Raw genomic sequence first — 26,233 nt, forward strand, 5'->3', positions numbered from 1 at the left:
AAAACTTACATTACATTATTTTAAATACAAATAATGATTAAAATAATCAATGATCGCTTTTCCTTCCAGTAAAACATCCGCACCGATAATACCATGAACAGGTTTTGCTTTAAAAGATTCTAAAGCTTCATTAACATGCGAAAGATCGAAAATAACGATACTGAAATCCTTATTTTTCCAGCTTCCTAATTGTAACTTGTTTTGAGATGAAATCTGTGTTTTCATTCCCGTTCCGCCAGCGCCGGAAGCTTTTGTTTTAGAGTTTTTAGCATCCAGTTCAAAACGCTCAATACTTTCAAATCCGATACAGGTGTTAGATGCACCAGTATCCAGAATAAAAGTTCCGGAAATACCATTAATTTTGGCTTTTATCTGTAAATGCTGGGTTTTAGTGATTTTGAACTTTATTTTTTTGTAATTCTCTATTTTGAGAATTTTGTGAAGATTTTCCATTTCTGTAATGATTGAAACCCAAAAATAAGCCAATTATAGCCAAAAAACTAATGATATAGAAGATATAATTTGTTGGTTTTTCTGTTTCTTCAATAGCTCCATAATATACAAAAGCACTCCAGTAATAGGGAGATTTTTTGGCATTCGGAATCGTTTCATCTTTTAAGAATTCTCTTTTAGCATTGGCAGTCGCTTTTACAAAAGAAACATTATGTTTGATCTCTTTATAAAAATCATCCATAAATACAGAAGTTGTATAATCATTTACATTCCATAACGAAAACAACAGATTTCGAGCTCCTGCAAACTGAAAACCTCTGGCAACACTCATAGCGCCTTCTGCTTTATACAGTTTCCCAATTCCGGTTTCGCAGGCACTTAAAACTACTAAATCAGGATTAAGCTTTAAGTTATACAATTCTGAGAATAAGATTTCCCGATCGTAAAATCTAATACTGGCTGGTGTTTCAAGATCTCCGGAAGAAGCATGTGTGCTGAGATGTATAATCGATTTTTCTGCTGTATTATTTTTAAAGTTAGAGAACGTGGCATTTTCATTCTCAAAAAACTGCCCTTCAAAATTATGTTTTATAGATTCCAATTCATTTTTAGAAAAACGAAGCGTATAATTGGTGTTTTCGAAAATAGGGAAAACACCTAAAATGTTCTTTTTGCCATTGGAAAGTACGTTGGTATTTAAATATAACTCAGCCGAATTATTGTATGCAATATTGAAATCATTTAACAAATAATACATTTTGGCAAAATTGGTCGTTTTCGTTTTTTTCGTTATTAAAGCTTCAAAAGGTAAGGAATTTAAAAGTCCGTCGGGAATAATAATAAGATTTTTAGAATCAGATTTTGAAGGTAAAAGAAGTTTTTCATGAACAATAAAAGCCATCTTTTGGTAATTTCCAATATCATTGGTAATATTCTCGGGTTTATGAAAAAGTCTGGTAAATCTTATGACTGGTTCACTACATATATGTGCAATGCAAATAGATTTTAATTTGATCTGATTGTTTTCAATGGTAAAAAGATGAAGTGTTTTATAGCCCCAAAAATATTCGTACAGTATAGCATCATCTTTTTGAAGTTTGGTATATAATTTTTGTAAATCAAAAGAGGCTTGACTGGTTTGATCGTATTTTTCTTCATTTGATTTATATAGCAGCATTAATTTGTTTTGCTTTTGAATGGCCTCATTTATTTTTGAAATATTGGCCATTTCCATTTTTTGCTGCTCTTTTAGAATAATAGTATTCCAGTTCTGCATCTGCTGCAGAATCAGTTTTTGTTCTCTTGGCAAGGATTCAAGATTCCTAAGATGATCTTTTAGAACTACAGATTTTGTATGTTCGGTAAGTATAAAGGCAGCATCAATGTAACTTTGTTTTTTTTCCGTTTCGAAAAGCAGTTTGTAAATATCAAGACATTTTTCTGTTCGGTTTCGGTTTCTAATTTGAGTTATAATTTTAGAATCTTCATAAACCAAAATAGATTGAAATAATTCTTCAATGTGAAAGGAAAGAGAATAACTTTTTAAAGCATTTTTTGGTTCGTTTTCTGCTAGAAAAATTTCTGCCTGTAAATCTAAAGCATCAAGCAAAACTGTTTCTGCATAGAGTGTATTTCTGTCAGGAAGTATATTCTTTTGATTTGTATAATTATAATTTGGCAATAGTATTTTATATACTGTTTTGAGTTCAGATTGCGCATTCACCACATTATTTTGCTTCAATAAAAGAAAAGCTTTTTCCAGATAAAATTTTGCTTTTTTTCGGGGTTCCTGCTGAGGTAATTTATCAAAAATGTTCGCTGCTTTTTCAAAATATGCTGTAGCTTCTTTTGAATTGTAAGCAGTTTTTATTCTATAAAGATTGATGTAAGTATTAAATAAATTTTCAGAATATGTTTTATCTTTTTGGAGTAACGGAACGGCTTTTAAAAATGCAATTTCAGCATTCGAAAAGTCTCCATTGTTAGATTTCAAAAGATAATTTGTGCCTAAATTATTTAATAGAAGACCTTTTTGAGATGGAGTTATTTTTTCTGAATCAATTGTTTTTTCAAGCATTTCAATTGCTTCATTGACTCTTCCTGAATTTTGATAAACATTTGATAAATTTAGAATCGCAGCAACTTTCTGGCCTTTATTTTTTTCTGCATTTGCAATAAAATAGTACTGTTTGATAATGTTTTCTGCGTTTTTATAATCGCCCAAAACTGTGTATAAATTCCCTAAAGGCTTTAAACAGAATTCGACAATATCATAATGTTGCAGTTTGTATTTCTGATAAACCATCCAGGCATTTTCATAGCTTTTTACCGCTTTTAAAGTCTGCCCAAACTGATTTTCATAATAGGCCTTGTTGCAGTTTAAAATAACAATTGCCAATAATTCGTCTTTGGTTTTTGATTTTGCACTTTTCCAAAAATCACTTTCAATATTCCTGAGATTTTGTAACGCTTCCGCGGAAGGATTTGCGGTAAAACCATCCACAGCATTATATATTTTATCCTCCTGATTTTGTCCGAAAACATTCAGATTCAGGAAAAGGAATATAAAACCATATAAGTGATATAAGTTCATATTAAGCTTTTTTAATTTCACAGAGATTCACAAAGTTTTTTTCGCAAAGATTCACAAAGCAAAAATAACTTTGCGTATCTCTGTGTAAACTTTGTGTATCTCTGCGGAATAACCTCTAAAATTTCCAAATTCCATAAACCTGAAAATAATTAAAATTCTGTTCAAAATTAATCACATATCGCGCGCCTAAACTTGGTCCAATTCTCGCAAAACCTGCTGTCAAATCAAATAAAAGACCTGTTTTTACATCTGTAAAACTGTTTTTCACTTTATCTGAACTGGTTGTAGAACTAATCAAAAAGTTCTCCTTATCACCTTCATAAGTATCAATTTTTATCGATTGGTTTTGCTCAGAAGAAACATTAATATTCGCCTGAATTCCCGCACCAACACCAATGTAATTATTGATATTGTAGCGAATTAAAACAGGAACTTCCCAATTGATATTTTTATTTTCCGTCGAAGTTGTGGTACGAACCAACTGTCTTGTTCCGTTGGCATTAGTGTTAAATTCGTCTGTGACATTTACAGCACTATTGTATTGATTCAAAGCATTTACCCATTCTACCTGCCAATAAAAGCGATACGATTTAAATGGCGAAAGCGTTGCACCAACAAAATAACTTGTAGATTTATCTAAATCGGGATAAAAATTATAACCCGCTTTTACGCCAATTGAAAGTCCAGGCAGGAATCGGGTAGTGGCATAATTGGTAATTATCGGTTCGTTTTTATCAAAAATAATAGACGTTCGGCTTTTGGTTTTTACTTTATGAAAATCTTCGCCAAACTTCATGGAGTATTTTACAAAACCTTTTGTACTGTCTTTTTCCTTTACATTTTTCTGTTCCGTTCCCGGCAGATAAATATTTTTAAAAGTAAAAATGATCTGTTTTTGTTTGATAATCGTATCCAAACAGCTTACGGTTGGTTCTTCGCCTTTTGGACAAATCGGACATTCGGGATACATGCTTTCAATCTGGAAAGTCTTTTTGTCAAACATATCCGGAACATCCGTTTCTAAACGAATTTTTCTTGCCGGGCCTTCGCCGTTATTTTGAAAACGGGTTTTAAAATTGACTCTTTTAAAACGAACCAGTCTGTAATTCATAAATCTTCCGTTAGATCCCATTTTGTTTGGATCATGAGAAGTCACAATTTCCATTTCCAGATTTTTCACTTTATGGTTTTTATAACTTCTGTTGGGAACAAAAATACCGCGCATCGTAACCGTTGCGCTTGTATCTTTAATCATTTCGGGAGTGGTTTTGAAAGTGTAAAAAACATTTCGGGTTTCGCCTGGATTGGCATCATCAAATTCTAAAACCGAAACATTGTGATACGTTTTATTGGCATCTAAAAGCGATGCGTCCAAATCTTCTTCAGTTGTTGTATTTCGGTATTTTTTGGTTTTGAAATTCCCTTCGGCGGAAGCCAGAAAATTATTCGAATCATTCAAATCATCGACTGAAGCGACTAAGTTTTCTTTGACTTCACGTTCGCCGGCATAAGTTCTGAAATTGCTCAATTCGAAATTATTGTGCTTGAATTGCTTTTCATTATAAAACAAATATAACTTTCCGTTGGCAACATAATTCTCCAGATTTTGATAACTCACTACGACTACCATTTCCTGCTCCGGAATTGGATCACAATTTTTGATAATCGCAAAACCGTTCTGATCTGCAATCGAAGCAATGTCTTTATAATTGGTATCTGTAATATCATTAACAGCTACTTTTTTCGGGCGCGTTGCAGGAGGTTTTCCGTTGTCGTAATTGTTCGTTACGGCAAGTCTAGTGGTATAAGTGCCTTTCTTTTTATAAACATGTTTCGGTTCGGCTTCTTTGCTGTAATGTCCGTCGCCCAGTTCCCATAAATAAGAATAACTTGGTTTTGGCGCCCCCGCAATCGGAATCAAAGGCGGTGTTTCGGGTTTATAAGAAACCTGATTTCCGTTTTGAATGAAACTGATATTTGCTCTTCGGGTTATGGTGTCTTTTACTTTGGTTTGCCCTATTGAGAGAATAGAAAATAGAATAAAGAAAATAGACAGATGTGGTTTCATAACTAGATAGTTTTGAGGCTTAAAATTTCTTGGGGAAATTTCAAACAGGATTAAATGTAAAAAAAAGTGATGAGCAAATCACCACTTTTTCTTAAAAAAAGCATTTGAAAGTTACTGAATGGCATTAATTGCAGCAACCAGCTGGTCTTCTGTACCGACTGTTGTTTCGGCTAGTGTAAAGGTATAAACGGCATTTGATGTAGTTGTTACTCCTTTTATTGCGTATCTCCAGTTACCATTATCTTCGGTTGCGAAAATGATGTGGCAGGCAAGACCAACCGGAATCTGACCGTAGTGTTCGCTGAATAATCCTTCGGCTGTGTAAGTGTCTAATTTTGCAAGCGCATTGTTACCTTCGCCATCATAAGAAAGATATACAGCACTATTAGTATTATCGTATCCTTCTGGAACATCAACTAAAATGGTTGTTTTTGGTCTTGGATCGCTGTAGAAACGGTCAACATTTGTCCATCCAAAGTTTCCAAAAGTCACATAGTAATTGTTTCCTTCGCCTTGAACGCCGCCTTTTCCGTCTGCGCCTCTGCCATCTTTCCAGGCTAGTTCACCATCTTCATCAATAACTCCAGTCCATAAAGTCATTAAGTTATCGTAACCATTCGTTAATGCCGTTGGAACAATCATGTTCATGTAGCATGAGGTCTGTAATTCGACTCCCCCCTGAGTTGCTTTGATGAAGAATTCTCCTCCGGAAATCAAGAGATTTTTCTTTCCGTCTGGCATAATTCCCATTGTTGGTTTGTTAGTCACTAACATATTTCCTTTATCAAAAAGTTCAATGTATTCAATATCCACTTGTCCGGTAACAGGATTTCCGTTTTTAGTTAAACAATCTCCGTTAATGTAAAGCTTGACACCCTTTGCGGAAGTTAAAGTTACTACTCCGTTCCCCGCTGTCATGGTAAAATTTTGAGTGTTTCTTTTTACTCCTTTTTCGTTGATGCTTTTAAAAGCGGCAGCTGTTGGAGGAGAAAGTTTAATATTATCTCCGTCTGTATCGTCGCAGCTTGCAAAAGTTGTCATTGCTAATATTAAAAGTCCGATCTTTTTAAAATTTGTTTTCATAATTTCTAGTTTTTATAAATCTGGCTTGATCGTTTCAAGTAGTTTTCAGATTTGGTTAATTAATTTTTAGTTAAATCAATTTGGGTTTGATTTTGTTACCCTTGTTTTCAAAAAATATTTTTTTATATCGTTATATCAATTGGCTTTAAAAATTGTTACCCTTTATTTTTGTTTTTTTTATATGACTATAGGCAGACTAATAATTCACTAAAGGATATATATGACGCGGATAAAACAGATTTACTTCGTAAAAACACGGATTAAGACAGATTTAGCACTTAAATTTTTTTAAATTGATTAATGAAAAAATCCGTCTTAATCCGCGTCTTCGCGATAGCGAATCTGTCTAATCCGCGTCCGATTAGACAGATCATTATGAAAGTTGGTATAATTGATACCCTGTTTTTACGAGTAATGGGTAGTCATATTTCTTATTTAAGCAGAAAGGCATTTGTCTTCAAAGAAATTTCCGTCTTCGTCAACGGCTACCAAAATGTCTCTTTTACGGGAGAAATTCAGAATGAGATAAATCCAGATAATTACCCAAAAACCTAAAGTCATGAAACTGATAAATAAATGCAGTGCATGGTTTATGGATTTTTTTTCTTTGGATAAAACCACATAAGGCAGTTTTTCATTTTGTTCTGTAATTACAAAACCATTGCGCGTTTTGGCGGCGATGATCTCATAGAATCGGTCCAGGTTTTTCTCATTTACAAATTGGTAACTTTCCATTTCTTTTAATTTTTTAAAGGTTTTTAAAAGACTTTTGTTTCGTTATATACAATTCGTTGAATTATTGTTACCCGTTGTTTTTGAAAATTTTTGAGATTCTTTTTTTAAATTAGCTGTTAAAACATTTTTTATGGATCAAAATAAAATTCATCCTGACCAAAAATATATCGACGGACTTGCCGCAAATGATTCGGTAATTATTGAAATGATATATAAGAAGTATGCGCCCAAGGTGGTTTTGTTTATCACCAATAACTCGGGAGATAAAGATCAGGCTCAGGATGTGATTCAGGAAATTATGATTTTGCTTTTTAATCAGGCCAAAGCCAATAAACTGCAGCTTACTTGTCCGTTTGACGCTTACTTTTTCTTATTGTGCAAAAGACGCTGGCTGAACGAACTGAAAAAATCATCGAACAAAGGGGTAACAATTTATGAGAACGTGGTATCTAGTAATGAATCTGCGCATGATTTAATTGCTCAAACAGAAGAATTTGACGAAAAACAACAACTTTTTGATACCATGTTTCAGAAACTCGGAGAGAAATGTCAGGAAGTTTTAAAACTCAGTTTCAGTTTAAAATCAATGGAAGAAGTAGCCGAAAAACTCAATGTGACGTATGGTTATGTTCGAAAAAAGAAATCGTTATGTGTGGGGCAGTTAACGCAGTGGATTCAGGAAGCGAAAAATTTTAACTCTTTAAAAAACAATTAATCATGAACGAAGAACGCTATATATTATTTGATCAATATCTTCAGGGCGAACTGACCGTTGATGAAAAAAACAATTTGGAGAAACAATTGACAGAAGATCCCGAACTGGCATCGTCTTTTGAGACTTTCAAAGAAATGCATTTTCAATTAGACAATAAATTCGGATTAGAAACAGAACGAGAAGCTTTTAAAGAAAACCTGGGTAGAATCTCCGATAAATATTTCAATAAAAAGCAAAGCAAAGTAGTTTCGCTTAAACCTTGGTATTTTGCTGCGGCAGCTTCCGTTGTGATTATGTTCGGATTGTTTTTCTTTGACTATAAACATTACCCTAATTTTGAAGATTATAACCATCCAGAAAGCGCTTATTTTACCGAAAGAGGTGTTTCTGAAGAAACATTAAAGCAAGCTGAAGATAATTTCAATGGAAAAAGATATGAAAAAGCAGTGCCGCTTTTTGAAGCCATTTTAAAAGAAAATAATTCACTGGAAATTCAATATTTCTATGCAATTTCGTTGTTACAAGTTGGTAAATATGTAAAGGCAGAAACTATCTTTAAAGAATTAGAGTCAGGAAATTCTGCTTACAAAGAAAAAGCAAAATGGAATCTGGCTTTATCTAAACTTAAACAAGGAAAATATAAAGAATGCCAGGAAATTCTGCAGACTATTTCGCAAGATTTTGAAGATTATGATGATGTTGAACAACTGCTAGAAGAGTTAAATTAGTTAAAATTTAGGGAGATCGATAAAAAAAATGCGGTCTTTACGTAAAACCTCAATCGAATTTGGAATTTTAGTTCTAAATTCGATTTTCTTTTTATAAGAATTGTCCCAAAACAATTTAAAACTTAACCGGATTAATTGATGCAAAAGATTATTTTATTTCTTTTTATCGTATTTTCTCAAACTGTTTTCAGTGCTGCTAAAATCACTGAAACAGAAAAACTTGTGGCAACTTGCAAAGTTTGGGGTTTCTTAAAATACTATCATCCAAAAGTAGCCAATGGAGAAATCAATTGGGACAATCAGCTTTTAGAGAAATTGCCTAAAATAGAAAAAGCACAAACCAAAGAAGAGTTTTCATTAATTCTGGAAAACTGGATTGATGATCTTGGTCCGGTAAAAGAAATTGCGCCAATAGCAGTGTCAAAAGAGGTAAAGTATTTTGATAAAAATTTCAATTTAAGCTGGTTTAACAATAAATTGTTTTCAAAGAAGCTTTCTAAGAAATTAAAATTTGTTGAAGAAAACAGGTTTCAAACCGATGAGGAAATTGGTCCGGGGTATAATCCGCTTAAAAATGGAAATTATTTTGATCTGAAGTTTGATAATCAAAATTCCCGAATCTTATGGTTTTTTATGTATTGGAATTTAGTAGAATATTATTTTCCCTATAAGTATTTAATGGATCAAAAATGGGATTTGACTTTAGAAAATGCAATTCCATTGCTTATTAAAGCGCAGAATGAAGAAGATTTCTTTAATGTAATGACAAAAGTAGCCGCAAAGCTTGATGATAGTCATGTTGAATTTGTTCCTTATAAGAGTGGCTTTTTTGATGAGAATAGGCGATTTTTTCCAGCTAGAGGCAAAATAATTGACAATAAAATAGTTGTTACTCAAATACTAGCAGATAGCCTGGCTCAAGCCGATGATATAAAAGTAGGAGATGTAATTACAAAAGTAAATGATAAAACAATCGCAGCGCTTATTGCTGAAAATAGAGATTTATGCGCAGCGTCAAATGAAGCGGTACTTTTAAACAAAGTAGTTAGAAGAATTTTAAACGGCTATTCAGACAATGTGAATGTTGAGTTTTTAAAAGACGGCAAATACACAACAAAAGCAATGAGATGGTTTAATTATCATGATTCTCATAGAAATGAATTCAAAAAAGGCGCTCAGAAAAAAAAGGAAAAGTTTAAACTCCTGGAAAATAATATTGGATATGTAGATATGGGCATTATTAAAAGTGCCAATATTCCTGCTATGATCGAAAAACTAAAGCAAACTAAAGCAATTGTTTTTGACATGCGAAATTATCCAAATGGAACCTATTATGATATTGCTAATTTCTTAAATGCACATGAAGAAAAATTTGCCATTTATACATATCCTGATTTTAGTTATCCGGGAAGATTTAAGTGGACAGAAGGATCAACTTGTGGGGCTGAAAACAAAGATCATTACAAAGGAAAAGTTATTGTATTGCTAAATGAAGAATCCCTAAGTCAGGCAGAATGGACTGCAATGTGTTTTCAGACAGCGAGCAATACAACAATTATAGGAAGTCAGACAGCCGGAGCTGACGGAAATGTAACTGAGCTTGATTTTAAAACTTTTCATACAAGATATACAGGAATCGGAGTTTATTATCCGGATGGGCGCGAAACCCAAAGAATTGGCATAGTTCCTGATATTGAAGTAAAGCCAACAATCAAAGGCATTCAGGAAGGAAAAGATGAAGTTTTAGACCGTGCTTTATTATTTATTGAAACAAACAAATAACATTTTATTAATTCAGTTTATCGTCCTGAGGAACGAAGGATCACATTAGTTGATCGTCAGAAAAAATGGGGGTTTTCTTTGCGAAACTACTTTTGAGATTCTTCGTTCCTTAAGAGGATAAAAAACGAAAGAGAATTTAGAGCGACCTTTGGCAAAGTTTCTAAACTTAGACAAAGGTTTTTCTCATTTTAAGTGTAATTTTTCAAAATGAAAATAAAGAAATCCGTTTTTATCCGCGGTTTCACGAAGTGAATCAGTCAAATCCGCGTTCCGTAATCTCTACAAAATTGGTATTCTTTTAATATTGTCGTATTTTTGACGGCTTTAAATTTATACCATTGAATTCAACACCCATTATTACCGATACCCACACGCACTTATATTCTGAAGAATTTGATCAGGATCGTGACGAAATGATTCAACGTGCTATTGATGCCGGAGTGACCCGTTTTTTTATTCCTGCTATCGATGCCGCAGCAACTCAATCCATGTACGATTTAGAGAAAAATTATCCGGATAACGTATTCTTAATGATGGGTTTGCATCCCACTTACGTGAAAGATAATTATCTGGAAGAATTGACGCACGTTGAAAATGAACTGGCAAAAAGAAAATTCTATGCTGTAGGTGAAATCGGAATCGATTTATATTGGGATAAAACACATTTAAAAGAACAACAGATTGCTTTTAAAAAACAAATTCAGCTGGCAAAACAATACAAATTACCCATTGTAATTCATTGTCGTGAAGCCTTTGATGAAATTTTCGAAGTGCTTGAAGAAGAAAAATCAGAAGATTTGTTTGGGATTTTTCATTGTTTTTCCGGAACTTTAGAACAGGCTTTGCAGGCTATTTCCTATAATATGAAATTAGGAATCGGCGGTGTTGTTACTTTTAAGAACGGGAAAATCGATCAGTTTTTGAATCAAATCGATTTAAAACATATTGTTTTGGAAACAGATTCTCCTTATTTAGCGCCAATTCCGTACCGTGGAAAACGTAATGAAAGTAGTTATTTAGTGAATGTAATTTCAAAACTGGCAACGATTTACGAAGTTTCTGAAGATGAAATAGCAACGATAACAACCCGGAATTCGAAGGACGTTTTCGGGATTTAATCTATTCGTTACTTTAATGTAATTTTTTTTTTGTTCTTTTGCCCACTTAAAATCAATATAAATAATGCAGAAATTTGATGCCATTCGACCTTTTTATGATTCTGAAATAAATGAAGCACTTCATGGTGTTGTTAATCATCCGATGATGAAAACCATGATGAACTTTACTTTTCCGGATGTAAAAGATGAGGTTTGGAAAGATCAATTAAAGAAAACACACTCTATTCGTGATTTTCAATGCAATTTTATTTACAACACAATTCAGAAGGTTTTAGAAAAAAGCTCTGAAGGCTTAACAACTTCAGGTTTTGAAAAATTAGAACCGAATACTTCTTACTTATTTATATCCAATCACAGAGATATTCTTTTAGATACGACGCTATTAAATGTATGTTTGTTTGAACATGGTTTAGTGATGACGGCATCTGCAATTGGAGATAATTTAGTAAAGAAAGCTTTCCTGGCAACTTTAGCAAAATTGAACAGAAACTTTTTGGTTTTAAGAGGATTAACACCTCGTGAAATGCTGCAAAGTTCTAAGCTTCTTTCAGAGTATATGGGACAATTATTGCTTCGCGAAAATCGTTCGGTTTGGATTGCTCAGAAAGAAGGAAGAACAAAAGACGGAAATGATGAAACCAATCCGGGAGTTTTAAAAATGATTGGAATGGGATCTGACGAAGAAAATTTAATGGATTACTTTAAGAAATTAAAAGTAGTTCCGGTTTCTATCTCCTACGAATACGATCCGACTGACGTTCTGAAAATGCCACAGTTAATGGCCGAAGCCAATAATGAAGTTTACGTAAAAGATAAAAACGAAGATTTCATGAATATCATTAGCGGTATCATGGGAACTAAAAAAAGAATACATATTTCTGTCGGAGATGTTTTAGATACAGAAATTGATCAGATTGTAGCCGAAAATGACAATGCAAACAAGCAGGTTCTGGCATTGGCACAAACGATTGATGATGTTATTATTAAGAACTATCAATTATGGCCAACTAATTTTATAGCTTACGATATTTTGAACGAAACAGACCGATTTTCTGATAAATACAAAGAGAGCGAAAAGTCTCTTTTTGAGCGTCGTTTAGAAATGCGTATCGGAAGTGATAATCCTGTGACAAGACAAGGATTTTTGGCTATGTATGCCAATCCGGTTGTCAATAAATTAAAATACCAAGATGTCATCTAAAGCTAAAATATTATTGATTTATACCGGAGGAACTATCGGTATGAGCAAAGATTTTGAAACAGGAGCTTTAAAAGCTTTTAATTTTGGCAAATTAATTCAGAAAATTCCTGAAATCAAACAATTGGATTGTGAAATAGAATCCATTTCATTCGAACATCCAATAGATTCTTCCAATATGAATCCCGAAATGTGGACAAAAATTGCCACTATTATCGAGGAAAGTTACGCTTCTTTTGACGGATTTGTGGTACTTCACGGTTCAGATACAATGTCATATTCAGCTTCAGCATTGAGTTTTATGTTGGAGAATTTGTCAAAACCAGTAGTATTTACAGGTTCGCAATTACCAATTGGAGATTTACGCACTGATGCCAAAGAAAACCTGATTACAGCGATTCAGATTGCTTCTCTTCAGGAAAACGGAAAACCTGTTATTACAGAAGTATGTTTGTATTTTGAATATAAATTATACCGCGGAAACAGAACTTCAAAAGTAAATGCAGAACATTTCAGAGCTTTTACAGCACCAAATTATCCTGAATTGGTAGAATCTGGTGTGCATTTAAAATTGAATAAACATTTATTTCTTCCAATAAACAAAGACGCAAAACTGATTGTTCATAAGAATTTAGACAATCATGTTGCGATTATAAAAATGTTCCCGGGAATGAGCGAAATCGTTTTGGCTTCAATCCTTTCCACAAAAGGTTTAAGAGGAATTATTCTGGAAACGTATGGTTCCGGAAACGCTCCAACCGAAGACTGGTTTTTGAATTTAATAGAAAAAGCCATCAAATCGGGAATGCATATTGTAAACGTAACACAATGTTCAGGCGGAAGTGTAAACATGGGACAATACGAAACCAGTACAGCTTTAAAATCGCTTGGCGTTATTTCAGGAAAAGACATTACGACAGAAGCTGCTATTACAAAATTAATGTACTTGTTAGGACATAATATTCCGCAAAACGGTTTTAAAGAGATTTTTGAGACTGCACTTAGAGGAGAGATTTCATAGTTTCAAAATTCCAATATTTAAAATTCCAAATTCCATACTTTAGTTTTGGAATTTGGGATTTTTTTTTATTGAGAAATTCGTTTAACCGTTCCAGTTTGTCATTTCGAGGAACGAGAAATCACACAAGAAACTCCGGAAAGTATGTCGCCAATCTTTGTAGAATCCCGCGTTTGATTTCTCGTTTCTCGAAATGACAAAATTGTGGATAATTGGAATTTGGGATTTTTTATTGAGAATCTTGTTTAATCGTTCCAATTTGTCATCCTGACGAAGGAAGGATCACACAAGGAGCTCGACAAAGATTGGACACTTTTACATGCGGAAATTACTAGTCTGATCCTTCCTTCGTCAGGATGACAAGATTGTGGAAAATAGGAATTTGAAATTTAATTTTTAGAGTTTTGATAAGGTACAGGACAAGTTTCTAAATCTTCTTCAGTTGATTTATGTTTTTTGTAATAAGCATAAACCAAAACAGAAAGAATACAAATAATTCCCTGAATAGCAACCGTTGCTCTTACACCAAGCGAGTGAGAAACATATCCGATAATTAAACTTCCCACAGGAATCATTCCCTGATAGGCCATCATAAAGTAGCTGATACTTCTGGAACGCATACTAACAATACTATGTGTCTGAATGTAAATATTAATAGATGAAGTTTGTCCCATCATTCCGATTCCGCTTAAAGTCATACAGATCAAAGCGACAGTGATGCTATTTGAAACCGCTAAAATAATTACACTGAAACCCAGAAGTAAACTTGCTGCGATCAATAATTTGCTCATATTTTCAGCAGATTTTAAATTGGCCAGATAAATAGCAGATAAAACAGAACCAATTCCGGCAGCACTTTCAAACCAGCTAAAAGTTTCTGCATTTCCGCTGAAGATATCTTTGGCGAAAACGGGCATAAGTGTATTGAACGAAATCACAAACAAACTGCTGCAGGTAAGCATCAAAAGCATTCTGGCCATTTCGGTTTCTTTTTTCACATAATCCAGACCTTCAATAAGATCGTCCAGCATATTTAATTTGTTTTCAGCTTTAATATGAGGTGTGATTTTCATTAATAGTAATGAAATCAAAACAGGAACGTAGCTTATGAAGTTTCCAATAAAACAGATGTCTTCTCCGTATTCGTGCAGAATGATTCCGGCGAGAGCGGGACCGGCAATACGCGCAAAGTTGTTCATTGTAGAATTAAGAGCAACCGCATTTGGAAGATCTTCTTTGTTGTCCACAATATCAATCATCATGGTTTGGCGGCAGGTCATATCAAAAGCGTTGATAATTCCCTGAATTAAACTTAATGCTAAAATGAAGTTGATATTGTATATTTTAAGATAAATCAGCAAAGCTAAAGTTCCTGCCTGAAGCATAGCAAGAGATTGCAGAAACAATAATGTTTTATGTCTGTCGTAACGTCCGATTATACTTCCTGCCAAAGGCGCCAGAAAAAGAGACGGAATCATACTTAAAAAAGTTGCCAATCCCAAGAGAAAAACAGATCCCGTTATACTGTACACCATCCAGCTCACGGCTGTTTTTTGCATCCAGGTTCCGATTACTGAAACAGATTGTCCGTAAAAGAACAACTTGAAATTTTTAGATTTTAAGGCTTTAAACATGATCTTAATTATTTGATACAAAGGTCGGGATTATGATTTCATTAGAAAAATTAATAATTTTACTGATAATAAGTAGTAAAACTTATCAATATGGAAATCTATCAATTGGAATATTTTATTAAAACGGCTGAGGTTTTGCACTTTACCAAAGCGGCGGAATTATGTTTTGTAACACAATCAGGGCTTTCGCAGCAAATAAAAAAACTCGAAGAAGAATTGGGAATGCCCTTGTTCAAGCGAATTGGAAAAAAAGTACAATTGACAGAAGCAGGTTCCGTTTTTTTAATTCACGCTAAAAAAGTGGTAGAAAATGTAGAAAACGGAAAACAAGCCATTGAAGATTTGAACGAAATGATTGGAGGCGAACTTCGAATAGGTGTTACGTATATTTTCGGATTATTGGTGCTGCCTGTTGTGAATACCTTTGCCAAAAGATATCAAAATTTAAGAATTATAGTAGATTACGGTACAACAGAATCCTTAGAACAAAAACTGATTCATAATGAATTAGACTTAGTATTGGTAATTTCATCGCATGAGATTGGTCCGCCAATTCAGAAAGTGCCTTTGTTTACATCCAATATGGTAATGGCGGTTTCAAAAAAACATTCTTTAGCTTCTTTAGAAAAAATACCCTTTAAGAAAATAGAAGAAGTGCCGCTGATTCTTCCGGGAAAAGGATCAAATTCCAGAGAATATGTAGAAATTCTTTTTGTAAAACATCATATGAAACCGAAGATTTCCATAGAATTAAATTCCATTAATGCCTTACTGCAAATGGTAGAAAACAGCGACTGGGCAACAATTGTAGCTGAAAAAGCATTAAAAGGCTGGGAGCACAGTCTAAAAGCCATTCAGATTACGGGCGTTGTAACGAAGCGGGATTCGTTTATGCTGACAATTGGGAGCTATCAAAAGAAGGCTGTAAAATTGTTTATGGAAGAATTTAGTAAAAGCATCAACGAATCTTAAAATTTACGTTGTATAACTCGATTTTTTTTTTGTTCTTTGCAGACCAAAATAGAAAGGTGTCCGAGTGGTTTAAGGAGCTAGCCTGGAAAGCTAGTATATGGGTAACTGTATCGAGGGTTCGAATCCCTTCCTTTCTGCGAATTTTAAGTAACCTGTGAATTAATTTTTGCAGGTTTTTTTTATTTATCACTTAAGATATAAGGAAACGGAATTACGGAAAACTGTAAAAATAGGGAGATTTTGTTTAAATCTCCCTATTTTTGTTTATATTTGTTTTTGTAAAATTGTTCATTATGATCGAAAATGCCCCAAAAGTGCACTTCACTACAAAGATATTTGCATTGGTAAATAAACCAGATATGGTTTTGAAAATTAAAGAGATTAATAATGAGTATTTGTACTGGGATAAACTGAAATATAAAAAAGTTCCAGATTTAGAACCAGAACAATTATGGTCTGCCGTAAAGATGGCTCGTGCAGTAAATTATAAAAACATAAATTTTGATAAGTATCAATTTAATTATGTGACTACAGATTATATTCAAAAAATTCTTCATTATTTTGATATGCATATTGGCGGTTATATGGGAGCTAAAAATGTGGTTCCAAATGCTGATAAGACAAGATATTTAGTAAGTACTATTATGGAAGAAGCAATTTCGAGCAGTCAGATCGAAGGAGCTAATACTACACGTAAAAAGGCGAAAGAAATGCTTCGTAAAGAAGTAAAGCCAAAAACAAAGTCGGAACAAATGATTGTAAATAATTATCTTACAATCAAACATATTACCCAGAATCGCAACGATGATTTAACACCTGAGAAGTTATTATATATTCATGGTTTAATATCCTGCGATACTTTAGAAGATAAAAAAGAAGAAGGAGCTTTCAGAACATCTGATGATGTTCATGTGGTGAATCATGTTGATGGAGAAGTGGTTCATACACCACCCAATAATAGTGAATTGGAAAGTTTGATTAAAGATTTATGTGATTTTTTTAATACTGATACAAAAGAAACATTTATTCATCCAATTCTAAAAGCTATTGTAATTCACTTTATGATAGGATATATACATCCTTTTACTGATGGAAACGGAAGAACTGCACGTGCTTTATTTTACTGGTATTTATTAAAAAAAGGCTATTGGTTAACAGAATATTTATCTATTTCGAAAATTATTCAGGATAGTAAAACTCAATATGAAAAAGCTTATTTATATACCGAAGCCGATGCAAATGATTTGACTTATTTTATGACATATCATTTAAAAGTAATGGATAAATCTTTTGAAGCTTTGAAAGAATATATCCAGTTAAAGCAAAAAGAAAATTTACAAATTGTAAGTTTCATTAGAATTCCCAATGTTAATGAGCGTCAGGCACAATTGTTGAAAATCATTTTTGATGAACCGGAAAGTATTTTTACAGTAAAAGAAGTAGAAAATCGTTTTCAAGTATCAAAATATACAGCAAGAACAGACTTGAATATGTTGGTAGAAATGAAATTTTTAGAGGTAATTCAAGTAAACAAGATTAAACAGAATTTTGTACGCTCCGAAAATTTTGAATCCTTATTGGTAAAATATAAGATCAAATAAATTTTACAATTTGTTTGATGTAACTAAACAAAAAAGAGATTTCAAACCTGAAATCTCTTTTTACAATAAATTATTATTTTATAAAAGGTTTTTTTACTTCCCTTCCAACAACTTCTCCAAATACTCATTTTTCTCCTTTTCAGCCTGAATCAAACGCTCGTAGAGTTTTCTGTTTTCCTCATAAACTTCAACCAATTTGTCTAAAGGATTGAATGTGCAGTGATTTGGTTGTATGTTTCCAGAGTTAGTACTATTATCATAAAAGTTTGCGAAATAATTAATCATATTTTCTTCCGTAAAATTTTGAATTGCTTCAACGCTTACACCAAGTGCTTTTGCCACTTCTTTTAATTTTTCTTCGTCTATGTTTTCGCTGTTTTCCATAGCCGAAATAGCTTGCTGATTTGTTCCTAAAGCCTGTGCAAGTGCCTCTTGTTTCATGTCTTTAAGTTCACGAATACGGCTTATTTTTCGTCCTATATGATATGGTTTTGATGTTGTGCTCATACATCAAAGATATTTAATTTTTTTGAGGAAAATACATTTTGGTAAAAAACAGGTTTATTCTGGTAAGAGAGGGTTTTTTATTTTTTCAAAAACAATGTTTTTTGACGATTTAGGAATTTTCACAATATGAAAAGGTTGTGAAACGTCATTTGTGAAGCCAACTTTTAAATTTTCTACTCTAATGATAATTTTGCCTGAGCGTATTGTGGCTTTTGTAACATCTATCGAGGTTGACATATTGCTTTGTTGTTTGTAAAAAACAGCAATAACATTGAATTTAGAAAAATCTATATCTGTTTCCTTTAAAAAAATTTCGGTAGTATTCTTATTATATTCATTCATTTTTGCTATTAAGGCTTCCCAGGTAATTTTATTCGTAATCACCATATTTGCTTTTTCGATGGTTGAAGAGGATAAACTTCCTTGTCCGACAGCTGTAATTGTAATATCTTCACTGGCTTTGTCGTCATCATTGGAACAGCCGACAAATAAAAATAAGGCTGCAATTAAAATTAGATTTTTCATTTATTTAGGTTTGATGGTTTACAAAATTAAAGAAATAATTTGCTGTATTTTAATTAGATAGCGATATTCCGAAATGGTTGCGTGGCCTTGCGAAAAATTCGGGTAAATCAATTTTTGAAAATCCGGAGGATTCGATTTTTTTAAACAAATGAGAGTTTTTGGAGTGAGTTGTTATTGAAATAAAAGAGTATCTTTAAAATTGTAAATAAACAATTCATGAGAATACTAATAGGTTTGGTGATGGTTTTGCTTTTTTCTTCCTGTGCCTCATTTTCAGACAGAGTTATTAGACAAAACAAAGTCTCATTAAAAGAAAAAGATCTGAAAAAACTGGAAGGCCGTTATGAGTTGTTTCCGGATATCAGTTATGATAAAAAAGGAAAATCGCAAACAATCAAGTCAGACGAAGCAGCGAGAAATAACCTGAATGCTTTTGTAAAATCCAGAGAATGCCGATACGATTATTCGGAAAAGTATTTTGTTGACGTTAAAATATTAAAAGATAATCGGATACAGTTTATTGCAAAAAAAGATAGTGTAAATGTAGATGGTGTAGTGGTGGGATTCAAATTAAAAAAAGGACTTTTTTACCTGGATAATAAATATCTGCAACGCAACGGCATTCCGTATATTGCCGGTGGTTATACCAATCACAAAACCAGAATCGGACTAGCAAAAGACAACGGACTTCTGGTGAATTTTGCGTATGATAATTCCGGTGCAATTATGTTTATGCTGGCGGCAGGATCTTCTTATAATCTCGGTTATCATTTCAAAAGGATTCAATAGTTTTAAGTTTAAAAGAGTAAGATGTATCAATATCACTTTCGTCCGGGATATCAGGCTGAAGAACTTTTACTGGATATTTTTATCGGCGCTGAAAATGAAACTTTTATTTCTGATTTTTTAAGTGCAATTCAGGAAATAAAACCCAAAATGATTGATATTCTCGATTTGTGGATGAATGATGAAGTGTTAATGACATATGATTCTGAAGTGGGAAAATTTACCATTTCTAAAGATATCTGGGGTTTTGCTTTTATAATAGCCGATGCGAATCAGGAGGGTTTGGTAAAGATTAATTCGATTTTGGAAAAAGCCGAACTGTTTGAAAAAGTTGAGGTTGATTTTAAAAACTACAAATAGAAACGAAAACGTCTAATCTAGCCCCGATAGGAACGGCATCCTTTTGTGGCGGGGTTCGCCACAAAAGATAGAGTGGATAGCGGGACTAAAGGTTCTTTTGAAATGAGTTTTTCTGCTTCTTAAAAAAAGAAAAAATCACAAAGATATAGTTCCAAAAAGTTATACTTAAATACGGTTTCCCACATTATTTTATTCTGGAAATATTATATATTTGGCTTTTGAGTAATATAAATAACTTGATGGATTTACCACCTTATTCGCCAGGATTGCATAAACTGGTTACTTTACATGTCGCCGAAATTTCGAAGCTTACCAACAGCGGTGGTTTTGTTTCGGTTACAAATTCCATTTTAGAAAAATACGAATTGGAGAAAGTCGGTGTGGTGGTGCATGACTTTGATAACGATAGTTTTACGATTTCGTATTGCCTTAAAGAATCGCATATTTGTATACACACCTGGCCAGAATACAATCAGTTGACTCTGGATGTTTATTTGTGTAATTATCTTCAGGATAATTCGGAGAAAGTGCGCGCTGTAATGGCCGATTATATTGCCTATTTTGATGCTGATATTATTAAAGATTTTGAAATTAACCGATAAGATATGAAGATTCCTTGTTACGATTGTAATACAGAAACCGAGTTAGAGGTTGGTTTTGAAGTAGTCAATTTTGTGTGTCCAAAATGTCATAGTTTATACGCTCGCGACAATGAAGGACATTTTCGACGAAAAAATAAATACAGTAATATACTCAAAGATTATCCGCTGGAACTTGGCGATATTGGATTTTTGAATGGAAGAGAATATAAGGTTACAGGTATACTGAAGAAAAAAGTGCATCCGGATTATACCTGGAATGAATTTATACTGCAAAATGAAGCTAAGGAATTCCTTTATCTTTCTGTTTCAAACGGGCATTGGATGATGCTTACCGAAATGGAAAAAATCGATCAACTGAAAAAGGGGGTTAAAGTCCTAAAGCATGATGATGTAAGCTACGATTTATTTGAGCATTCGGATGCTCAAATTATAGATGCCCAAGGTTTTTTTGATTTTGAACTTCCGGGCAAATTAATTCATCTGGCCGAATTTATAAATCCACCGTATATCATTTCTATTGAAAAAATGAATAATGTGGAGACGGCTTTTCATGGTGAATATATAAGGAAAAGTGTCATTAAAAAAGCATTTCCTAAACGAACAATGCCCTATCAGTCCGGAGTTGGTATGATTCAGCCGTCTCGTTTTGATCTTAGGAATACAGCCATTATTTTCTGTCTTTTTGCTTTATTAATTCTGACAGCCAATTGGTATATTTATAAAGATCAGGTAGAACAAAATGTCTTTGACAGCGTTATTAAATTCAGTGAATTTGATAATAAAGAAATGACTACCCCTTCATTTGTGCTCAATGGCGCTTCGGCTCCTATGACGATTAAGGTTTCGACAGCAGTTAATAATTCCTGGGCCAATTTAAATATCGCTTTAATTAATGAAGATAATGGTGATGAGACTTACACCAGCAAAGACATAGAATATTATCACGGCTATACTGATGGAGAATCCTGGACAGAAGGAAGTCAGTCTGAGAAATTTAATATCTGTGGTGTAAAGGCTGGAAAATATCATCTTTCTATCACACCAATGAAAGCTCCGGAAGATTTTTCTACCAGCACAATGAATGTAAGCGTAGTCTGGAATCAGCCTTCGAACCGAAATGTCTGGCTGGTTATCATCGGGATGGTTGTACTTTATTTTATAATACGATATTTTACGAATCAATTTGAAAAAAAGAGATGGGCGGACAGTTCCTACTCGACTTATGAATATGAATAGAATTTCGGATTTCTTTGCCAATAATTGGGCGCCTCTAGCAATTGGATTCTTTTGCTTTGGGGTTTATATCTATTTTGCTCTTGCAGGAAATAGAATCTGCGATTGCGAAACTACAGAAAAATACAGATCAACAACGAGCGGAAGCCGTTCATCTTATAACCATTTTTACCACAAATAAAAAAAATCAATTATGGAATTAATTCACGCTCAGCCAATAGTAAATTCTATTATCTATTCTATTTTAGGAATTGCCATTTTGTTAGTAGGCTATTTTATTATCGAAAAACTGACTCCGGAAAATACCTGGAAAGAAGTTACAGAAAAAAGTAATGTTGCTGTTGCGATTGTTTTGGCAGCGTTTATCATTGGAATTTCCATGATTATTAGTGCCGCAATTCATGGGTAAAAAGTTTCTTAGGTTTGAATTTCTTTTACTTTTTGCTGTATTTATAATTGCCACTTGCGGTCTTATTTATGAATTGGTTGCGGGAACTTTGGCGAGTTATTTATTAGGCGATTCGGTAAAACAGTTTTCATTTATTATTGGCGTGTACCTGTTTTCGATGGGTATAGGCTCGTTTTTTTCGAAGTTTTTCAATAAAAATCTGCTCAATACTTTTGTAGAAATCGAAATTCTGGTTGGACTTATTGGAGGTCTGAGTTCGGTGGTTTTGTTTCTGCTGTTTGAAAGTGTGGGTTCGTTTCAATTTATTTTATATTTATTTGTTTTCGTAACCGGTTTTTTGGTCGGATTGGAGATTCCGCTTTTAATGAATATTTTAAAAGACAGGGTTGAGTTCAAAGATCTGGTTTCGAATGTTTTTACTTTTGATTATATCGGAGCACTTTTGGCTTCCATATTATTTCCATTGGTTTTAGTGCCAAAATTGGGCATTATGGGAACGTCTCTTTTCTTCGGAATGATCAATGTCAGTATTGCTATTGCATTATGTTTTTTATTGAAAAGAGAATTAAAAAAACCTTCTTTATTAAGAGCAAAAGCCATTTTTTCTTTTGTGCTATTACTGGTCGTTTTTATTTTTTCGAATGATATTCTCGCGTATTCAGAAGGGAAATTATATGGCGAAAATATCATTTATACCAATTCGACACCGTATCAGCGTATCGTTTTAACGCATAATAAGAGCGATTACAGGCTTTATTTGAATAACAATTTACAATTTAGTTCGGCTGACGAATATCGTTATCACGAAGCTTTGGTTCATCCTGCGATGTCGATGGCAAAAAGTGTCGAAAATGTTTTAGTTTTAGGTGGCGGAGACGGGCTTGCCGTTCGTGAAATCCTGAAATATAAAGATGTTAAGAAAGTAACTTTGGTCGATTTGGATGAAGGAATGACCAAATTGTTTAAAACCAATTCAGTATTGACGAATTTCAATCAGAATTCGTTGAATAATCCTAAAGTTACCGTAATCAATACCGATGCTTATATTTGGGCGAAAAACAACAAAGAAAAATACGATGTAGCGATAATCGATTTTCCGGATCCGTCCAATTATAGTTTGGGGAAATTGTATTCGCTTAATTTTTATCAAACCATAAAAAACATTTTAAAACCTGACGCAGCCGTTGTAATACAAACTACGTCGCCTTATTTTGCGCCGAAATCTTTTTGGTGTATCAATAAAACAGTCATGCAGGTTTTTCCTCAGGTTGATGCTTATCATGCTTATGTGCCGTCGTTTGGAGAATGGGGTTATACGATTGCCATAAATGGTTTTGGAACGACTTTTAATTCCGTAAACCGAAAAGCTGACGGATTGCGATTTTACAATTATCAATTCGACCGCTTCAATTATTTTACCAACGATATGATTTCAAACGAAATCGAAATCAACCGTTTAGATAACCAGATTTTAGTACGCTATTTTGATGAAGAGTGGGGAAAACTGCAATAAATCCAGAAGGAGTTTTATAAAAATAGTAGGAACGGCTTTAATTGCGGTTCCGTTTCTGCAGTTTTGTTCCGATAAAATTGCGGTACTGATGATTCGTTTATCGGGAACAAAACACTTGCTTGGGCATCGTTTATGGATAAAGGATTTTCCTAAACCGACCAAGCAAATCCAAATTCCATATTTGATTGTTGGTGGCGGGATTTCAGGTTTAAGCGCCGCGCGTCAGTTTCATAAAAAAGGAATTTCAGATTTTTTGATCGTAGAATTAGAAAATCATTTGGGAGGAAATTCTTCCAACGGAGAAAACAAATACTCAAAATATCCTTTAGGCGCACATTATCTTCCTTTACCTAATTTTCAGGATAAAGAATTGCTTCAATTTCTGGAAGAGGAAAAAATCATTTTAAAGTATGATGAAAAAGGATTTCCTGTTTTTGATGAATTACAGCTGACTTTTGCACCAGACGAACGTTTGTTTTACAAAAATAATTGGCAGGAAGGCGTAGTTCCAAAAGAAGGAAATTTAGTTTCTGATGATTTGGAATTTGAGAAATTCTTTAAAAAAATGGATGTTTTTAGAACTGCCAAAGGAAAAGATCAAAAGTATTTGTTTGATATTCCGCTGTATCTTTCTTCTAAAGACGAAAAGACAAGAGCTTTAGATAAAATAACTATGAAACAATGGTTTACAGACAATCATTTTACGTCTGAACCTTTGTTCAATTACATTGATTATTGTTGTAAAGACGATTTTGGTTTAGGAATCGAATACGTTTCGGCCTGGGCAGGAATTCATTATTTTGCTGGAAGGAAACAAGATTGTACGCCCGAAAAGCACGACAGTGTTTTAACCTGGCCAGAAGGAAATTCACGTTTAGCCAATCATTTAAAAAAATATACGAAAGATAAATCGCTGCAAAATCATTTGGTTTATGATATCAAAGTAGAAAACAATAAAGTAATCGCAAAAGCTTTTGATGATGTAAACAAAACTTCGGTTGAAATAATTGCTGATAAAGTGATAATGGCTTCTCCGCAATTTGTAAATCAGTATTTGATTAATGATAGAAAGGCGTTTACAAAAGAGTTTCATTACACGCCCTGGCTTTTGGCAACTTTGGTTGTTAATGATTTATCGGATAATTTTAGTTTTCCGCTTTCTTGGGACAATGTGATTTATGATGCCAAAGGTTTAGGATATGTTTACGATCAGCATCAAACTGTGAATCAAATTCAGGACAAAAAGGTGATTACGTATTATTATAGTTTTTCTTCGGCTGATTTGAAGAAAACCAGAAAAGAGCTTTATAAAAAAGATAAAGAATATTGGAAACAGTTTGTGCTGGACGATTTAAAAGTGGCACATCCGGATATTGAAGAATATACAGAAGATATAGAAGTTTTTCTTTTAGGGCACGGAATGATTTCGCCTGCGCCAGGATTTATTTTTGGAGAAGCGAAGAAACAGGCCAAGCAGAATATTCAAAATAAAATATATTTCGCGCACAGCGATTTATCGGGAATTTCGATTTTTGAAGAAGCTTTTCATCAGGGAATTAATGTTGTAAATGAAATTGTAGATGGAACAACCGTGGATTCATAAAGCCAAAACCGATTTAACTTTTATCATTGGGCCGTCATTTTTTGTATTGGCGATCATCTTTTTGTTTCAGTATTATATTACTCAGATTGAAGAGCATTATTCTTTTTACACTTGGTTGTTTTTAATTGTTTTTATAGATGTGGCGCATGTTTACGCCACATTATTCAAAACTTATTTTGTCGCTGATGAATTTCAGAAACAGAAAAGAAGATTGATTCTGTTGCCCATTATTTGTTTGGTCACAGGCATTGTGCTTTTCGCTTTTGGAAGTTTAGTTTTTTGGTCGTTTCTGGCTTATGTGGCTGTTTTTCATTTTATCAGACAGCAATACGGCTTTATGAGATTGTATGCCAGAAAAGAAACAAAAACAAAAATTTCAGTTTGGATCGATAATCTGGCGATTTATGCTTCGACAGGATATCCTATGCTGTATTGGTTTTTTTCGTCAAAGCGAAAGTTCAACTGGTTCGTAGAAAATGAATTTTTCAGGTTTGAAAACCAAAGAATTCTTGAAATCCTGTTTTGGATTTATATCGGAATTTTGATTTTGTATGTAGTTTATACGGCTGTAAAATCAATTCAAAATCAGTTTTTTAATATTCCGAAAAACAGCATTATTCTGGGAACGGCTTTGTCCTGGTATTTCGGAATTGTGTATTTTAATGACGATTTGGTTTTTACTTTATTGAATGTCGTTTCGCATGGAATTCCATACATGGCTTTGGTTTATTTTAGGGAAATTGATGGAAAATCAGCCTCGGAATTAGGGCGTTTGTCTTTTTTGAAACAATACAAAGGACTTTTGATTTACATTGGAATTCTGCTTTTAATTGCTTTTTCGGAAGAGTTTCTTTGGGAGTTTTTTGTTTGGAATGAAAATATCACAATAAGCAGTTTTGATTTTTCAAGCTGGCAGATTTTGTTGGTTCCTTTGTTGAGCGTTCCGCAGTTTACACATTATTTGTTGGATGGGTTTATTTGGAAAACTAAGAAGTAA

General features: G+C 33.4%; 24 protein-coding genes and 1 tRNA gene. 17 read left to right on the top strand and 8 right to left on the bottom strand.

Going from position 1 to position 26,233, the window contains the following annotated elements; all coding sequences use genetic code 11:
• Positions 1-15: 15 nt before the first annotated feature.
• The 5 genes from ACFS3A_RS21545 to ACFS3A_RS21565 form a co-directional block, all read right to left on the bottom strand.
• Entirely contained in the window at positions 16-453 is a 438-nt protein-coding gene (locus ACFS3A_RS21545; RefSeq protein WP_379827628.1) for a retropepsin-like aspartic protease, read from the bottom strand.
• Positions 389-3,046, bottom strand: a complete 2,658-nt coding sequence (locus tag ACFS3A_RS21550; RefSeq protein WP_379827629.1) for a CHAT domain-containing protein — start codon at positions 3,044-3,046, stop codon at positions 389-391. The genes ACFS3A_RS21545 and ACFS3A_RS21550 overlap by 65 nt, the downstream gene beginning before the upstream one ends.
• Positions 3,047-3,161: 115 nt before the next feature.
• Positions 3,162-5,114 carry a PKD domain-containing protein gene (locus ACFS3A_RS21555; RefSeq protein ID WP_379827630.1) on the bottom strand — a complete coding sequence of 651 codons (1,953 nt, stop codon included), beginning with the start codon at positions 5,112-5,114 and terminating at the stop codon, positions 3,162-3,164.
• A 111-nt stretch (positions 5,115-5,225) separates the two neighbouring features.
• The gene (locus ACFS3A_RS21560; RefSeq protein WP_379827631.1) at positions 5,226-6,197 is read right to left on the bottom strand and encodes a hypothetical protein; all 972 of its coding nucleotides are present in this window, start codon (positions 6,195-6,197) and stop codon (positions 5,226-5,228) included.
• A 435-nt stretch (positions 6,198-6,632) separates the two neighbouring features.
• The gene (locus tag ACFS3A_RS21565) at positions 6,633-6,932 is read right to left on the bottom strand and encodes a hypothetical protein (protein WP_379827632.1); all 300 of its coding nucleotides are present in this window, start codon (positions 6,930-6,932) and stop codon (positions 6,633-6,635) included.
• Positions 6,933-7,062: 130 nt separating this feature from the next.
• On the opposite strand from ACFS3A_RS21565, the gene ACFS3A_RS21570 reads away from it, so the two are divergent.
• From ACFS3A_RS21570 to ACFS3A_RS21595, 6 genes are all read left to right on the top strand, one after another.
• Entirely contained in the window at positions 7,063-7,647 is a 585-nt protein-coding gene (locus tag ACFS3A_RS21570; RefSeq protein ID WP_379827633.1) for an RNA polymerase sigma factor, read from the top strand.
• A gap of 2 nt (positions 7,648-7,649) precedes the next feature.
• A complete protein-coding gene (locus ACFS3A_RS21575) occupies positions 7,650-8,375 on the top strand; it encodes a tetratricopeptide repeat protein (protein WP_379827634.1) in 726 nt (241 codons plus the stop codon).
• Between the two features lie 138 nt (positions 8,376-8,513).
• Positions 8,514-10,157 carry a S41 family peptidase gene (locus tag ACFS3A_RS21580; RefSeq protein WP_379827635.1) on the top strand — a complete coding sequence of 548 codons (1,644 nt, stop codon included), beginning with the start codon at positions 8,514-8,516 and terminating at the stop codon, positions 10,155-10,157.
• A gap of 338 nt (positions 10,158-10,495) precedes the next feature.
• Entirely contained in the window at positions 10,496-11,275 is a 780-nt protein-coding gene (locus tag ACFS3A_RS21585) for a TatD family hydrolase (RefSeq protein WP_379827636.1), read from the top strand.
• Between the two features lie 64 nt (positions 11,276-11,339).
• Positions 11,340-12,476, top strand: coding sequence for a 1-acyl-sn-glycerol-3-phosphate acyltransferase (locus ACFS3A_RS21590; RefSeq protein WP_379827637.1), 1,137 nt, complete (start codon positions 11,340-11,342; stop codon positions 12,474-12,476).
• Positions 12,466-13,494, top strand: a complete 1,029-nt coding sequence (locus ACFS3A_RS21595; RefSeq protein WP_379827638.1) for an asparaginase — start codon at positions 12,466-12,468, stop codon at positions 13,492-13,494. The genes ACFS3A_RS21590 and ACFS3A_RS21595 overlap by 11 nt, the downstream gene beginning before the upstream one ends.
• 386 nt (positions 13,495-13,880) lie before the next feature.
• Here ACFS3A_RS21595 and ACFS3A_RS21600 read toward each other — a convergent pair whose 3' ends face one another.
• Positions 13,881-15,125, bottom strand: a complete 1,245-nt coding sequence (locus tag ACFS3A_RS21600; protein ID WP_379827639.1) for an MFS transporter — start codon at positions 15,123-15,125, stop codon at positions 13,881-13,883.
• A gap of 90 nt (positions 15,126-15,215) precedes the next feature.
• On the opposite strand from ACFS3A_RS21600, the gene ACFS3A_RS21605 reads away from it, so the two are divergent.
• The 3 genes from ACFS3A_RS21605 to ACFS3A_RS21615 all read left to right on the top strand — a co-directional run bounded on the left by ACFS3A_RS21605 (position 15,216) and on the right by ACFS3A_RS21615 (position 17,698).
• Positions 15,216-16,097: a LysR substrate-binding domain-containing protein gene (locus tag ACFS3A_RS21605; protein ID WP_379827640.1), complete on the top strand. Its 882-nt coding sequence runs from the start codon at positions 15,216-15,218 to the stop codon at positions 16,095-16,097.
• Between the two features lie 50 nt (positions 16,098-16,147).
• Positions 16,148-16,234: transfer RNA gene (locus ACFS3A_RS21610), tRNA-Ser, on the top strand.
• Between the two features lie 156 nt (positions 16,235-16,390).
• Entirely contained in the window at positions 16,391-17,698 is a 1,308-nt protein-coding gene (locus ACFS3A_RS21615) for a Fic family protein (protein WP_379827641.1), read from the top strand.
• A 93-nt stretch (positions 17,699-17,791) separates the two neighbouring features.
• Here ACFS3A_RS21615 and ACFS3A_RS21620 read toward each other — a convergent pair whose 3' ends face one another.
• Positions 17,792-18,205: a helix-turn-helix domain-containing protein gene (locus tag ACFS3A_RS21620; RefSeq protein ID WP_379827642.1), complete on the bottom strand. Its 414-nt coding sequence runs from the start codon at positions 18,203-18,205 to the stop codon at positions 17,792-17,794.
• 54 nt (positions 18,206-18,259) lie between these two features.
• On the bottom strand, positions 18,260-18,730 hold the full coding sequence (locus ACFS3A_RS21625) for a hypothetical protein (protein ID WP_379827643.1): 471 nt from the start codon (positions 18,728-18,730) through the stop codon (positions 18,260-18,262).
• Positions 18,731-18,946: 216 nt separating this feature from the next.
• On the opposite strand from ACFS3A_RS21625, the gene ACFS3A_RS21630 reads away from it, so the two are divergent.
• The 8 genes from ACFS3A_RS21630 (at position 18,947) to ACFS3A_RS21665 (ending at position 26,233) form a co-directional block, all read left to right on the top strand.
• Positions 18,947-19,519 carry a hypothetical protein gene (locus ACFS3A_RS21630; protein WP_379827644.1) on the top strand — a complete coding sequence of 191 codons (573 nt, stop codon included), beginning with the start codon at positions 18,947-18,949 and terminating at the stop codon, positions 19,517-19,519.
• A gap of 21 nt (positions 19,520-19,540) precedes the next feature.
• Positions 19,541-19,876, top strand: a complete 336-nt coding sequence (locus ACFS3A_RS21635) for a hypothetical protein (protein ID WP_379827646.1) — start codon at positions 19,541-19,543, stop codon at positions 19,874-19,876.
• 218 nt (positions 19,877-20,094) lie between these two features.
• Positions 20,095-20,478 (top strand): S-adenosylmethionine decarboxylase family protein, encoded by a 384-nt coding sequence (locus ACFS3A_RS21640; RefSeq protein ID WP_379827647.1) that lies wholly within the window; start codon positions 20,095-20,097, stop codon positions 20,476-20,478.
• A 3-nt stretch (positions 20,479-20,481) separates the two neighbouring features.
• Positions 20,482-21,714 (top strand): DUF4178 domain-containing protein, encoded by a 1,233-nt coding sequence (locus ACFS3A_RS21645; RefSeq protein ID WP_379827648.1) that lies wholly within the window; start codon positions 20,482-20,484, stop codon positions 21,712-21,714.
• 190 nt (positions 21,715-21,904) lie between these two features.
• Positions 21,905-22,120: a DUF350 domain-containing protein gene (locus ACFS3A_RS21650; RefSeq protein ID WP_109191434.1), complete on the top strand. Its 216-nt coding sequence runs from the start codon at positions 21,905-21,907 to the stop codon at positions 22,118-22,120.
• Positions 22,113-23,633 (top strand): polyamine aminopropyltransferase, encoded by a 1,521-nt coding sequence (locus ACFS3A_RS21655; RefSeq protein ID WP_379827649.1) that lies wholly within the window; start codon positions 22,113-22,115, stop codon positions 23,631-23,633. Before ACFS3A_RS21650 ends, ACFS3A_RS21655 begins: the two co-directional genes overlap by 8 nt.
• Positions 23,608-25,236, top strand: coding sequence for an NAD(P)/FAD-dependent oxidoreductase (locus ACFS3A_RS21660; RefSeq protein ID WP_379827650.1), 1,629 nt, complete (start codon positions 23,608-23,610; stop codon positions 25,234-25,236). Before ACFS3A_RS21655 ends, ACFS3A_RS21660 begins: the two co-directional genes overlap by 26 nt.
• Positions 25,214-26,233, top strand: a complete 1,020-nt coding sequence (locus ACFS3A_RS21665; protein WP_379827651.1) for a hypothetical protein — start codon at positions 25,214-25,216, stop codon at positions 26,231-26,233. The genes ACFS3A_RS21660 and ACFS3A_RS21665 overlap by 23 nt, the downstream gene beginning before the upstream one ends.

Source organism: Flavobacterium notoginsengisoli (assembly GCF_042686225.1).
GTDB classification, from domain to species: domain Bacteria; phylum Bacteroidota; class Bacteroidia; order Flavobacteriales; family Flavobacteriaceae; genus Flavobacterium; species Flavobacterium notoginsengisoli.

What these genes read in the sequence shown, in the direction of transcription:
- ACFS3A_RS21545 (WP_379827628.1), bottom strand. Translation starts at nt 453, where the DNA reads ATGGAAAATCTTCACAAAATTCTCAAAATAGAGAATTACAAAAAAATA.
- ACFS3A_RS21550 (WP_379827629.1), bottom strand. Translation starts at nt 3,046, where the DNA reads ATGAACTTATATCACTTATATGGTTTTATATTCCTTTTCCTGAATCTG.
- ACFS3A_RS21555 (WP_379827630.1), bottom strand. Translation starts at nt 5,114, where the DNA reads ATGAAACCACATCTGTCTATTTTCTTTATTCTATTTTCTATTCTCTCA.
- ACFS3A_RS21560 (WP_379827631.1), bottom strand. Translation starts at nt 6,197, where the DNA reads ATGAAAACAAATTTTAAAAAGATCGGACTTTTAATATTAGCAATGACA.
- ACFS3A_RS21565 (WP_379827632.1), bottom strand. Translation starts at nt 6,932, where the DNA reads ATGGAAAGTTACCAATTTGTAAATGAGAAAAACCTGGACCGATTCTAT.
- ACFS3A_RS21570 (WP_379827633.1), top strand. Translation starts at nt 7,063, where the DNA reads ATGGATCAAAATAAAATTCATCCTGACCAAAAATATATCGACGGACTT.
- ACFS3A_RS21575 (WP_379827634.1), top strand. Translation starts at nt 7,650, where the DNA reads ATGAACGAAGAACGCTATATATTATTTGATCAATATCTTCAGGGCGAA.
- ACFS3A_RS21580 (WP_379827635.1), top strand. Translation starts at nt 8,514, where the DNA reads ATGCAAAAGATTATTTTATTTCTTTTTATCGTATTTTCTCAAACTGTT.
- ACFS3A_RS21590 (WP_379827637.1), top strand. Translation starts at nt 11,340, where the DNA reads ATGCAGAAATTTGATGCCATTCGACCTTTTTATGATTCTGAAATAAAT.
- ACFS3A_RS21595 (WP_379827638.1), top strand. Translation starts at nt 12,466, where the DNA reads ATGTCATCTAAAGCTAAAATATTATTGATTTATACCGGAGGAACTATC.
- ACFS3A_RS21600 (WP_379827639.1), bottom strand. Translation starts at nt 15,125, where the DNA reads ATGTTTAAAGCCTTAAAATCTAAAAATTTCAAGTTGTTCTTTTACGGA.
- ACFS3A_RS21605 (WP_379827640.1), top strand. Translation starts at nt 15,216, where the DNA reads ATGGAAATCTATCAATTGGAATATTTTATTAAAACGGCTGAGGTTTTG.
- ACFS3A_RS21615 (WP_379827641.1), top strand. Translation starts at nt 16,391, where the DNA reads ATGATCGAAAATGCCCCAAAAGTGCACTTCACTACAAAGATATTTGCA.
- ACFS3A_RS21620 (WP_379827642.1), bottom strand. Translation starts at nt 18,205, where the DNA reads ATGAGCACAACATCAAAACCATATCATATAGGACGAAAAATAAGCCGT.
- ACFS3A_RS21625 (WP_379827643.1), bottom strand. Translation starts at nt 18,730, where the DNA reads ATGAAAAATCTAATTTTAATTGCAGCCTTATTTTTATTTGTCGGCTGT.
- ACFS3A_RS21630 (WP_379827644.1), top strand. Translation starts at nt 18,947, where the DNA reads ATGAGAATACTAATAGGTTTGGTGATGGTTTTGCTTTTTTCTTCCTGT.
- ACFS3A_RS21635 (WP_379827646.1), top strand. Translation starts at nt 19,541, where the DNA reads ATGTATCAATATCACTTTCGTCCGGGATATCAGGCTGAAGAACTTTTA.
- ACFS3A_RS21645 (WP_379827648.1), top strand. Translation starts at nt 20,482, where the DNA reads ATGAAGATTCCTTGTTACGATTGTAATACAGAAACCGAGTTAGAGGTT.
- ACFS3A_RS21650 (WP_109191434.1), top strand. Translation starts at nt 21,905, where the DNA reads ATGGAATTAATTCACGCTCAGCCAATAGTAAATTCTATTATCTATTCT.
- ACFS3A_RS21655 (WP_379827649.1), top strand. Translation starts at nt 22,113, where the DNA reads ATGGGTAAAAAGTTTCTTAGGTTTGAATTTCTTTTACTTTTTGCTGTA.
- ACFS3A_RS21660 (WP_379827650.1), top strand. Translation starts at nt 23,608, where the DNA reads ATGAAGAGTGGGGAAAACTGCAATAAATCCAGAAGGAGTTTTATAAAA.
- ACFS3A_RS21665 (WP_379827651.1), top strand. Translation starts at nt 25,214, where the DNA reads ATGGAACAACCGTGGATTCATAAAGCCAAAACCGATTTAACTTTTATC.